This window comes from Qipengyuania sp. (assembly GCF_042095715.1).
GTDB lineage: Bacteria > Pseudomonadota > Alphaproteobacteria > Sphingomonadales > Sphingomonadaceae > Qipengyuania.
On sequence record NZ_JBELMO010000017.1, the window covers coordinates 1 to 11,561 of the forward strand.

Sequence of the window (11,561 nt, forward strand, 5' to 3'; positions counted from 1 at the left end):
GGCGGGGTGGCAGGGTGGCGGGGCACGAACCGCAAGCGCAGCGTCGGCAGCACGTGTCCTCTAGCCCGCGGATGGCCCCCCTCCCCGTTCCAGGGAGGGGCAGGTTCAACCCGCCAGTTCCGTCAGCCGCTCCTTCACCGCCGCCAGATCCGCGTCGAAGAGCCGCGCCTGTTCCTCCTGCGCCGCGCCATCCAGGCGCAGCAGGTAGGAGGGGTGCGCGGTGACCCATAGTTCGCTCCCGTCCGCGAGCGGAATCGGCGTGCCGCGCGCCTTGGAAATACTGACCGTCTTGCCCAGCATCGCACGCGCCGCGCTGGCGCCCATGGCCAGCACCAGACTGGGCTGCACGATCTGCCGCTCGCTCTCCACCCACCAGCGGCAGGTGTCGATTTCCTTGGCGGCAGGCGATTGGTGCAGCCGGCGCTTTCCCCGCTGCACGAATTTGAAATGCTTGACCGCATTGGTGACATAGGCGGCGCGCCGCTCGATACCGGCGCGTTCCAGATGTCGGTCCAGCAATTGCCCGGCCGGCCCGACGAAGGGGCGGCCTGCCTGGTCCTCCTGATCGCCCGGCTGTTCGCCCACGATCATCAGGCCGGAAAAGCCCTTGCCGTAGTCCTGTGGCCCTTCCCCCATCACCGCATGATTATCTAGGTTTCCGATCGGGCACTGGCGGCAGGCGTGGATCGCCTTGTCAATGGCCTCCAGCGTTTCGGGCCTTTCGCCCATGTCCAGCGATCCGGCGTCGACCATGGTGCTCTCCCGCTTCTGCGCGCCCGCGATAAGCTCTGGAATCAGAGCGGCTTCGGGCATGTTCTTCCAGTATTTCCTGGGCATTTCTTTTAGCATGGCGCCGATCTTCAGCCGCGCGGGATTGAAGATCGATGCGTAATAGCTGCGCCACAAATCCTCCATCGGATCGCCGCCGGGCGCATCGCCGCGCTGCGCGGGTGGCCCCTCGGTTACGCGCTCCCCGTCCCAGTGGAGAGAGCCCGCCGGCGTCAGGATCGACCAGCGCATATTGGCGAAGCGGCGTACGAAAAAACCGGCATTGGCGCGCAGGATGTGATGTTCGGGCTCGAACCAGGCGACGTAGTGCTCCGCCCCCTCCTCATCCTCCACCAGACGGAAGCGGACGAAGGCGTGCATCTTGTGGCTGTCGCGCCGCACGTTCTTGTCCAGTTCTTCGAGGCGGCGGATCTCCGGATCGGCCTTGTCCTCCATCAGCCGCCCGTTCGCCTGCAACCGCCAAAGCAGGCGGTAGAGCAGCGCGAAGCGTTCGGGGTCCGAATGCAGGATCCCGTTCTTCGACAGGCTGACGAAGCGCTTGTTGGCGCGCACCTCGCTCGCATCCGCGGGGGGCACGGGCATGCGCCGCTCCCCATGGGAGAACAGGTCCGCATTGCCGCCCGGCGCCACCCAGGCGATCCGGTCGGGCGGAACATCGCATTGGACCAAGGCACGCGCGCGTTCGCGCCAGAGGTCGAAATCGTCCGGCTCTGGCAGGTTCACCACGTAATAGGTGCCGAGCTTCACATGCTGGAGCGCGGTCATGCGGCGAACAGCTCCAGCTGCTCGCTTTTGGGTGCCAGCAGCGCGCGCAGGTCCGCCCGATCGGTCAGAACCAGCGGGCGCCAGTCGGCGGTGCAGATGAAAGGGCGCACCTTGGTGAGCGACAGCGTCAGCCGCGCGACATCCTCCAGCCGCAGGGTGCGGTGGCGGCGGCTGGCGAGGATCTTGCCCACCGCCTTCACCCCCAAGCCCGGCACCCGCAGCAGCTCATCCTTGCTGGCGCGATTGACGTCCACCGGAAAGCGTTCGCGAAACTTGAGCGCCCAGGCCAACTTGGGATCGATATCGAGCGGCAGATTGCCGTCGGCTTCGGTCGCCTGCATCACCTCGCCCGGCTTGTAGCCGTAGAAGCGCATCAGCCAGTCGGACTGGTAGAGCCGGTGTTCGCGGATCAACGGTGGGCGTTTCAGCGGCAGCACCGCGCTGGCATCGGGAATCGGGCTGAAGGCGCTGTAATAAACGCGCCGCAGGCGGAAGCTGTCGTAGAGACGGCTGGCTTTACCAACAATATCGGCATCGGTAGCCGCATCGGCCCCCACGATCATCTGGGTGGACTGGCCGGCAGGCGCGAAACGCGGCGCATTGCGAAACCGCTTCTTGGCGTCCTTCGCCTCGGCGATGTCGCCCTTCACATGGCCCATCGCCCCTTCGATCTGGCGGGCATCCTTGTCGGGCGCCAGCCGGGTGAGGCCGGCATTGGTGGGTAGTTCGACATTGATCGACACGCGATCGGCATAGAGGCCGGCCTGGTGCACCAGTTCCGGATCGGCCTCCGGAATGGTCTTCAAGTGGATGTAGCCACGAAAATCATGCTCTTCGCGCAGGATGCGCGCCACCTCCACGATCTGTTCCATCGTGTGGTTGGAGCTTTTGATGATACCGGAGGAAAGAAACAGCCCTTCGATGTAATTGCGGCGATAGAACGCCAGTGTCAGATCGGCGACCTCCTGCGGCGTGAAGCGCGCGCGCCGCACGTTCGAGCTCTTGCGGTTGACGCAGTAGTGGCAATCAAAAACGCAGTGGTTGGTCAGCAGGATCTTGAGCAGGCTGATGCAGCGCCCGTCCGGGGCATAGGCGTGGCAGATGCCCATCCCCTCCGTCGATCCGATTCCCTTTCCACCCAGCGAGTCCTTCTTCGCCGTGCCCGACGATGCGCAGGAGGCATCGTACTTCGCCGCATCGGCAAGGATTTCGAGCTTTTCGAGGATGGTTTGCGACGCCATTCGTTCCATATATGTTCTCTTTATGGATTCGCCAATCACAAATGATGCATCGGGCGAATTTCCTCTCCCGGCCCCGCCCGGTAACCATTGGCGGCAGGTTTGCCTTAACCAGTCGGGCCGCACATTAGGCTGTCTCAAAAGGAGTCGCGCGTGACATCGTCACACACCAATCTCAAATCCTCCCAGATGCCGGACCGCCGCGTGGTGCAGCGTTATCAGGTGGACTGTCCGGCCACGCTGAAGATGGCGGGGGGCATGCGCGAGGGGCGGCTTACGGACCTATCCGTGCGAGGGGCCCAGTTCGACACGCCCGAACCGCCCACACCCGGCACCAGCGGCCTGTTGGGCTGGCTCGACCAGGAACAGTTCTGCACCGTGGTCTGGAGCAAGAACCAGGCCTGCGGCGTCGTGTTCGAACGGCCTGTCGGACCCGAGCTGGTCGAGCGATCGGGCGAGATGATCGAGATCCCCGCAGGGCCGGTGGCCCAGTTCGATAACATCCCCCTCGCCTCCCGCGGGCGCCGTGCCTCACTGGTCTCTTCCGAGAACGGCAGCGGCGAACTCACCGACGAAGCCGGGCAGACCAAGGCCAGAGGCGCAGGGTCTCTCAGGGCTCGCCTCTCGCGGCTGCGGTTGGTGCGCTGACGGGCTGCCCGGACTGCCCGGCACCATTGTTTGCCAGAACGACACATATCCCAAATAGGTCTGGAAGAAGGACTTCACGCGTCCGCTCCGTCTGATACAAAAGACAGGAATCGCGTCTGGGGGTGCGAAACAGGGTCGTGAAAACTGATTTCGAAACTATTCGGGAAACCGGGGTGGCGCAGCCATTGGCGACGCCGCGCGCGCAGGTCGGTCGCAAGGCGCTGATCGTCGATCTCAACAATTTCTCCACGTTTCCGACGCTGGCGGTCGGCTTGCTGGTGGCAGCGATGCGAAACGCCGGCCATTCGGTCGAGCTGCTGTCTCCGCTGGCGAATGACGTGCCCGCCGCCGAGCGCGAACGGCGCGAAAGCTGGCGCGATCAGGCCATGCGCCGCATCCACTTGTCCACCCGCCCCTCGTTCCGCCTGATGCGCGATACGGCCCGAAGGGTTCGCTTTACCTGGAACAACAAGGTGCATCCCCGGGTGGTGCGCGAGACGAAACGCGCGCTGGAGCAGGGGCCGGACGTATTGCTGATCTCCGCCTATCTTCAGCACTACAAGTCGGTCCGCGCGCTCGCCGCCATCGCCGCGGCACGGGGCATTCCCGTGATCCTAGGCGGGCCGGTCTTCAATCTGCCGCGAACCGCGGAGGTCTGGCGACAGATCCCGGGCGTCACCGCCGTGGTGGGCGCCGAATCCGATCTTGGCCTCGATGCCCTGCTGGCGGCGATCGGCAAGCCGGACGAGATGCTGGCCATTCCCGGCGTGACCCTTCCGGACGGGCGCCGTGGGCCCCCGGCCCCACCGCTGCGTAATCTCGACCGTACGCCCGTCCCAGATTTCACAGATTTTCCCTGGGATCGCTATCGCTTCCCGGTGGTGCCGGTGATGACGGGGCGCGGGTGCCAGTGGGACAAGTGCAGCTTCTGCAGTGATGTCGTCTCGGTCAGCGGGAGGACTTTCCGCACCCGCAGCGTGGAATCGGTGATGCACGAGATGCGCGAACAGTCGCAGCGCCACAACACCACCAATTTCCTATTCCTGGACCTGAAGCTCAATTCGCATCCCGGCATGCTGCGCGGCATCGTCGATCAGGTGCAGCGCTACGTCCCCGGCGCCGAATGGGTCGGGACGATCCATGTCGACCAGCGCCGCGACAACGGCCTGACCCCGCGCGAATTGCGCGCCGCGGTCAATGCGGGGATGCGCCGCGTCAGCTTCGGGCTGGAGAGCGGGAGCCAGCGAATGCTGGACGCAATGAACAAGGGGACGACGGTAGAGGGGAATTCGGCCTTCATCCGCGCCGCCCACGAAGCCGGGCTGAGTGTCCGCTGCACCGCCTTCAAGGGGTTTCCTGGTGAAACGCCCGAGGATCTGGAGCTGACGGCCGAGTTCCTGGAAGAGCACGCGGCCTATATCGACCGTGTCCGCTTCAACGATTTCGCGGTGATCGAGGATACCGAGATCTACAACGACCTGCTGGCCATGCCGGACCGATTCCCCATGTCGGTGACCAGGATGGACGATCGCAACGCCCGCGCGCTCTACCGCAATCCCGAAGGGTACGGGCGTCCCTATCGGCAGGCGAAGGCTCGCGTCGCGCGCGCGGTCTACGCCATCAACCGCAAACCGGTGAGGCGCGCCGCGGCCGCTTTTGACGGTTTGATGTAGTCCGGTGCAGGCCCGCGATTCCAAGAGCCGATCGAGCCCGCTCGAACGGAGGCTGAGGCGATTGACCCCCGGCGAGCGATTGGAGGAGGCGCGCGCCTTCATCGCTCGCCACTATCGCGAAGCCCCGCCAATGGATGGCCAGTCGTGCCCCAGGCGCCAGGCCGCCGTGGCCGCGGAGCTGAAGCGCACCGGCACTTATCGCCATACGCCCGAGGAGCTGGTTTTCGGCGCGCGCATCGCCTGGCGCAACCACGCGCGCTGCATCGGGCGCTCGCTCTGGTCGTCGCTGGTGGTGCTGGACTTTCGCGACACCAGCGATCCCGATACCATCGCCGCGCGGACCTTCGAACATATGCGACGAGCCGATCGCGACGGGAAACTGCAATCGGTCATGTCGGTCTTCGCGCCCGCCGCGCCCGGCGCCTCTCCCTGTTTCATCGAGAACGACCAGGTGCTGCAATACGCGGGCTATTTCGCCGATGGCGAAGTGATCGGCGATCGGCGGAACATCGAATTCACCCGCATCGCGAAGCAGCTTGGCTGGACCGCGCCGCAAACGCCCGGCCCTTTCGACCTGCTGCCGCTCATCATCCGTGACACACATGGTAACCGCCGCTTGTACGACATCCCCGCCGATGTCGCGCGCGAAGTGCCGATCCGCCATCCCGAATACCCCGCCCTCGCCGAACTGGGGCTGCGCTGGTATGCTGTACCTTGTGTCAGCGGCATGATCATGACCATCGGCGGGATCGACTATCCTTGCGCGCCCTTCAGCGGGTTCTACATGGCCACCGAGATCGCCAGCCGGAACTTCGCGGATGAGAACCGATACGATATGCTGCTGCCAGCGGCCCGAGCTTTCGGCTTCGCCACGCAGCGTGGGCAGGACATGTTCTGGAAGGATCGCACCCTGATCGAACTCAATCGCGCGGTGCTGGAATCCTATCGCTCGGCCAGAGTCACCATCATCGATCACCATTCGGCGAGCGAGCAATACATGATCTTCGACCGGCGTGAGCGGGCCGCCGGGCGCCCCCCATCGGGCGAATGGGCATGGATTGTGCCGCCGCAGGCGAGCGCGGGATGCCCGGTGTTCCACCTGCCGATGACGGATCTGGGCGCGGTCCCCAATTTCTATCGTTCGCGCGCAACCGATGGGGTCGCGCTGCGCGAAACCTATTCGGACGAGACACATACCACCCGGGTCCAGGACCGAATGCGCCGCTTGCGTGGCCGCTATCGCAACTGGCGGCGGCGCCGCGACTGACGCCCGTGCCCGGCACGCCCGCCCCCTTCAGCGTCATTGTGCCCGTTCACAACGAAGCGAGCCGGCTGGGCGAAACGGCACTCGCGCTGATGGACGGCCTGCCGGAGGATTGGGAGCTCATCTTCGTCTGCAACGGCTGCACCGACGGCAGCGAGACCATACTGGAACGGATCGCGGGACGGCGCGCCATTATCCTCACTGCGCCGCGCGGCAAGGCCGTGGCGATCCGCGAGGGGGAGGCTCGCGCGCGCTTTGCTTCGCGCTTCTACGTGGATTCGGACGTGCTGATCCACGGCGCCGACCTGGCGCGGCTCGCCACCTGCCTTACTGCGCCGGTGGAGTTGGTCTCGCCGCGCATGGTGTTCGATCTGGCGGGCGTCGGACCCCAGATGCGGCGCGTCCTTATGGTCTGGCTGTCACTGCCGCACGCGCAAGGCGCAGCCTATCACCATGTTCTGGGGGTGAGTGCGGCGGGGCGTGCGCGGTGGGGCGAGTTTCCCGATCTGCTTGCGGACGATGCCTTCATCGAGTCGCGAATTCCGGACGGGCGAAAACGCGTGGTGCCCGATGTCGTGGTCACGGTGCGGCCGCCGCGTAGCATGACGGCTTGGCTCGGCGTGCGCGCCCGCTGGCACGACGGACACGGCCAGATGCGCGCCATGGGATACGCCCCGCCGCATGCACCCGGCCAGTACCGGGCGATCGCGCAGACGCTGCACACACCGTCGCAATGGGTCAATGTGCTACTCTACGTCGGATCGGTTCTGGCCGCGCGGCTCCTGTCCGCCCTGCCCCGCCGTGGCTGGTATCGCGACGAGACTTCGCGGTAGGGCGCTGGTCAGGACCGTGGCAGGCGGAACGTTGCGGATCGCGGGTGTGATTCGGGCGGGCTGGGTCTCGCGGGCGATGGATCCCGTCTCGGTAGCCTTTGTCCTGTTCCCGAAAGTAACGCAGCTGGACCTGACGGGTCCGGCCTAGGTCCTCTCGCGGCTGGGCAATGTTTCTCTCGATTTGGTGGCCGGATCACTCGACCCTGTTGCCACCGATGCTGGGTTCTCGATCAATCCGACCTGCGTCTTTGCCGACTGCCCGGCGCCCGATGTCATCTGCGTGCCCGGCGGCGCGGGGGCGGACGATGCGATGTTCGATCCGGATTGCATTGCGTGGCTGCGCACCGCTGCGGCTTCGGCCAGTTGGATCACCAGCGTATGCACCGGCTCCCTCGTCCTCGGCGCCGCCGGGCTCTTGACCGGAAAACGGGCAACCAGCCACTGGCTCTCGCGCCCCATGCTGTCGGAATTCGGCGCCATCCCGGTGGCGGAGCGGGTTGTATTCGATGGCAATGTCGTGACCGGGGGCGGGGTGACGGCCGGTATCAATTTCGCATTGGCGCTGGTTGCCCGGATAAGGGGGGAAGATCATGCCAGAGCGGTGCAACTCGCCCTGGAATACGATCCCCAGCCGCCCTTCGATGCCGGCTCTCCCGAAAGCGCGGGGGAGGAGACCGTCGAAAGAGTGCGGGCTCTGACGGCGCAATCCCAGGCCGATCGGCTGAGCAAGGTAAGTGCGGCGCGCGCGCGACTGGACCGGCGCGCTCCCTGACAGCCGCCCGCATGGTTAATGTAGCGGCAAGCATGGGGTAAAAGGCTCCATTAACCCAATTCTGTCACAGCGGGGATATCTGGAGAACGAGCGATAATGGCATCCTATCTGTCCCGGACGGCGCACGCCGCCGATCGCAGGGCGTATCAGCGCTTGACCGTCGACTGCCACGCGCAGCTGGTTCTGCCGAGCGGCGAGCGGGCGGGGCGGATCAGCGATTTGTCCGAATCGGGCGCGCGGTTCGAAACCGAGAAGCCACCTCTGGCCGGGACCAGCGCCCGGCTGCTGTGGGGCGACCAGGACCGCCCCTGCCGGGTGATGTGGTCCAGCGACGGGCGCTGCGGCCTCCATTTCGACCGCCCCATCGACAATACCATCGTCGCACGCACCGCCAGCGGCGAGCAGGGTGCCCAGGGCCGTTTCGGGCGGGTGATCGGGCAATCTTCCTCTCTGCGCGCGCTCAGACCCGGAATTCGTCCGACCAGAGGTTGAGACTGATTGCGTTCGGTGCGTCGCTCCGCCTACTTGGGTGAATGACCAAGTGGGTGATCGACAGATCTTTGGGCTTTTAGGGGCCCTCAGGCGCACAGGCCCTGCAGAAACCAGTCCGGCGCCGCGCCCGCCGCATCGCTGCCCCGCCCATCGCCGATCAGGCCGCAGCGATAGATCCAGTAACGCCTGCCCTGCCGATCCTCGATCCGGTAATAGTCCCGCAATCGCGTGCTTCCCCTCTCGCGCCACCACTCCGGGGCGATGCGTTCCGGCCCCTCCACGCGCGCCACATCATGCACCGTGCCACGCCAGCGGAACCGCTGGGGATAGCCGTCAGGGGTGGCGTAGAGCACGGCGATCTTTTCGGGTTTTTCTAGCATCTTCAAAGGTCTGCTATGGAAATCGAAGGTTTCTTGTGAAGCGGGCTCAGGTGCCAGCGGTCGCTGCCAGCGCTGGGCGCGCTCGGGCAAATGGCTGGCAAAGGGGACCGGACGAGTGACTGCCCCCTCCCCCAGCCGCGCGGTCAGCCGGTCGATGCAGGCGGCCAGCGATGTGCCGTGCCGCTCCGCCGCCGCCTCGAAGTCGCCTTGTGCCAGCGCAAGCGGTTCCGACCAGCTGGCCCGCAATCGCACCATCTCGATCCCGAAACCGGCATCGATATCGTCCAGCTTACCATTAAAAAGACGGGATATATGTGCCGCCTCCCGGGTCGGTGCCGCCAGTTCAAGCCGGCGCACGGTCACTACGCCATCTACCCGCCAAAACCCCAGTTCCAGGCGCCGGGCTCCTTCCCCGCGCCCCTCGAGCTCGCGCGCCATGTCCTCGGCAAGATCGGCCACGATGCGATCCAGAAGAGAGCGGTGACGGATCGGTTCCATTAGCCGGCGCTGGACCAATGGCAGGTCGACCGGCACCACCGGCAACAACGGCTCCGGGATACGGCCCAGCAACTGATCGAGCCGAACCAAGGGGTTGGCGGCAGGAGAACGGCGATTGCGGAAGCGCCGCTGGAGAGCGTCGCGCCCCGAATTCTTGCCATCGATGCCCTCTTCCACCCCGGCCAGCTGCCCGATGTGCTTGATGCCGAGCCGTTTGAGCACACTCGCCACCTCATCATCCAGCCTGAGCGCGGCAACGGGCAGATCGGCGAGGCGCGAGACGATGCTTTCCCCCGTATCGAGGATCGCACCGGCGCGGCCGAAATGCGACAGCGCCCAGGCTGCGCCCGCCGTGGGGGCAAGCGCCGCCCGTATTCCCAGACCGCGCCTGGCAAAACAGGCCGCTACATCCGCCATGAGCCTGGCTTCCCCGCCGAACAGATGCGGCACCTCGGTCACATCCACCAGCAGGCCGTCAGGCGGGTCGAGCGCCGTCCACGGGCCCCAGCGCAGGGCCCAGACCGCCAGCTGTTCCAGCAACGCACGATCGCCGGCCGGATCATACGGCGCGGTGAGGATCTGCGGGCACAGGGCCCGCGCATCGCTCAGCATCATGCCGACCCGCGCTCCTGCTTCGCCCCCTGCACGGCTCACCGCTTCGATACGCGGGCCATGGGCGGTATGGGTTATGAGAACCAGCGGCTTGCCGTCGCTTTCGGAGTCGTGGGCCAGCCTATGGCGGTCCATCGCCAGCGCGGCGAGCCACAGCGACATAATGCGGCGGGGCGGCGGCATCAGTGAACCGCCGCAAGGGCTCTTGACGGTCCTGCTGCCGGTACTGGTGTGTTCTGCGCGGTTTCTAAGGGCTTGGCCGCGACCAGATCCCCGCCCTGCCCGGTCAAGATCCATCGTCCGGGCGGGTGTCCACGGGCGCGGAACAGTTCGGCATGCCAGGCAGGCGCCCCCGGAGCGCGGACCTCCCATGCGTCGGGCGCCGAAGGCGCGCTGGAAACCTGCCAGCGCAACCGGGCCGAGGACAGATCCCGCTCGGCATCCAGTCTCACCAGATACAGCGAGACCCCATGCCGCTGGGCCGCCAGCGTCAGCCGCCGCGAAGCGGTGAAATCGAGCGCCTTTGGATTGCCCAGGATTTCCCCGACCACGAAGGCCATATCACGGCATCGAACCCCCTCTTCGATAGCGAACAGCGCATCTTCTGCCTTCCGCGCCAGAACATGGACGATCCGGTGCCGGATTTCCCTGGGGAGCCCAGGACGGTACGGTCGGCCGTTCACACGGGCGGCATCGCGCGTCTGCACCCACAGGATCGAGCGGCGATCCTCGATCTCGCCACCCTCCATCCGCCGGCCACTTCTCATATCATCGAGCGCCAGGGCAAGCGCACTCCCCGTTCCACCACCGTCAGTCCCACTGGCGAAGATCTCGCTGTGGCAGACCCCCCCAAGCCCCGGACGCCATCGCGTGCTGGGCTGGGATGGCAGCAATGGCATTTCGTTCCGGCGAGGAAATAGCTGGTGGATCATGGCAGGCCGACTCATATGTTCATCTTATGTTCCAATCCTGGCGAAATCGCAACGATCTCTCCACACCGGGACCGATCCCGGCGTTCGCACATTGATAGGTCAACGCAACGCAAGGAGAGCACGATGAAACATGCCGAAGGAAATCCCGACGAACTGAAAAAGAAGTTCTGGAAATCTCTCGCCGACTCACCCTTCCTTTTCCTGGAGCTCAAGAACCGCACCGAGACTGCGGTGCCGATGAGCCCACAGCTGGACAAGGATGCCAACAGCTCAATCTGGTTTTTCACGCATACCAAGAGCGACTTTGCTGCCCTGGGTCCGGCAACCGCCACCTTCCAGAGCAAGGGGCATGACATCTACGCCCGTTTCGATGGCAATCTGGTGCGCGAGACCAGCCAGGAGCGCTTCGACCAGTTCTGGAATAACTTCGTCGAAGCCTGGTACGATGGTGGCAAGGACGATCCCGACATCCTGTTCCTACGGATGGACCTTGGCACCGCAGAGATCTGGGACGGCGACCTCGGCCTTCTCAACACGGCAAAAATGGCGCTCGGCATGTATGTCGAAGACGAAGCCGAAGAACGCCACGTAAAGGAAGCCGCGCTCTAGCGTCGGCCCCCTTCACACCACAAATAGAAAGGGCCGCCCCGTGAAGAGCGGCCCTT

The 11,561-nt window shown here is 65.3% G+C and carries 11 protein-coding genes; 7 read left to right on the forward strand and 4 right to left on the reverse strand.

Annotated elements, in window-relative coordinates:
• Window positions 1-105: 105 nt before the first annotated feature.
• Both ACFDTG_RS06185 and ACFDTG_RS06190 read right to left on the reverse strand, forming a co-directional pair.
• On the reverse strand, window positions 106-1,554 hold the full coding sequence (locus tag ACFDTG_RS06185; protein ID WP_375290146.1) for a UdgX family uracil-DNA binding protein: 1,449 nt from the start codon (window positions 1,552-1,554) through the stop codon (window positions 106-108).
• On the reverse strand, window positions 1,551-2,795 hold the full coding sequence (locus ACFDTG_RS06190) for a putative DNA modification/repair radical SAM protein (protein WP_375290147.1): 1,245 nt from the start codon (window positions 2,793-2,795) through the stop codon (window positions 1,551-1,553). Before ACFDTG_RS06190 ends, ACFDTG_RS06185 begins: the two co-directional genes overlap by 4 nt.
• Before the next feature lie 150 nt (window positions 2,796-2,945).
• Here ACFDTG_RS06190 and ACFDTG_RS06195 point away from each other — a divergent pair, with 150 nt between their 5' ends.
• The 6 genes from ACFDTG_RS06195 to ACFDTG_RS06220 all read left to right on the forward strand — a co-directional run bounded on the left by ACFDTG_RS06195 (window position 2,946) and on the right by ACFDTG_RS06220 (window position 8,474).
• Window positions 2,946-3,440, forward strand: coding sequence for a PilZ domain-containing protein (locus ACFDTG_RS06195; RefSeq protein WP_375290148.1), 495 nt, complete (start codon window positions 2,946-2,948; stop codon window positions 3,438-3,440).
• 137 nt (window positions 3,441-3,577) lie between these two features.
• A complete protein-coding gene (locus ACFDTG_RS06200; RefSeq protein WP_375290149.1) occupies window positions 3,578-5,113 on the forward strand; it encodes a B12-binding domain-containing radical SAM protein in 1,536 nt (511 codons plus the stop codon).
• A 61-nt stretch (window positions 5,114-5,174) separates the two neighbouring features.
• Window positions 5,175-6,380, forward strand: a complete 1,206-nt coding sequence (locus tag ACFDTG_RS06205) for a nitric oxide synthase oxygenase (protein WP_375290150.1) — start codon at window positions 5,175-5,177, stop codon at window positions 6,378-6,380.
• A gap of 5 nt (window positions 6,381-6,385) precedes the next feature.
• Window positions 6,386-7,210, forward strand: coding sequence for a glycosyltransferase family 2 protein (locus tag ACFDTG_RS06210; RefSeq protein ID WP_375290151.1), 825 nt, complete (start codon window positions 6,386-6,388; stop codon window positions 7,208-7,210).
• Window positions 7,211-7,370: 160 nt separating this feature from the next.
• Window positions 7,371-7,982: a DJ-1/PfpI family protein gene (locus tag ACFDTG_RS06215; RefSeq protein ID WP_375290189.1), complete on the forward strand. Its 612-nt coding sequence runs from the start codon at window positions 7,371-7,373 to the stop codon at window positions 7,980-7,982.
• Window positions 7,983-8,078: 96 nt separating this feature from the next.
• Window positions 8,079-8,474 (forward strand): PilZ domain-containing protein, encoded by a 396-nt coding sequence (locus tag ACFDTG_RS06220; RefSeq protein ID WP_375290152.1) that lies wholly within the window; start codon window positions 8,079-8,081, stop codon window positions 8,472-8,474.
• An 86-nt stretch (window positions 8,475-8,560) separates the two neighbouring features.
• On the opposite strand, the gene ACFDTG_RS06225 is transcribed toward ACFDTG_RS06220, so the two are convergent.
• On the reverse strand, window positions 8,561-10,126 hold the full coding sequence (locus ACFDTG_RS06225) for a DUF6504 family protein (RefSeq protein WP_375290153.1): 1,566 nt from the start codon (window positions 10,124-10,126) through the stop codon (window positions 8,561-8,563).
• Between the two features lie 20 nt (window positions 10,127-10,146).
• Window positions 10,147-10,731: a hypothetical protein gene (locus tag ACFDTG_RS06230; RefSeq protein ID WP_375290154.1), complete on the reverse strand. Its 585-nt coding sequence runs from the start codon at window positions 10,729-10,731 to the stop codon at window positions 10,147-10,149.
• Between the two features lie 288 nt (window positions 10,732-11,019).
• Here ACFDTG_RS06230 and ACFDTG_RS06235 point away from each other — a divergent pair, with 288 nt between their 5' ends.
• Window positions 11,020-11,505, forward strand: coding sequence for a pyridoxamine 5'-phosphate oxidase family protein (locus ACFDTG_RS06235; protein WP_375290155.1), 486 nt, complete (start codon window positions 11,020-11,022; stop codon window positions 11,503-11,505).
• The last annotated feature ends 56 nt before the right edge of the window (window positions 11,506-11,561 follow it).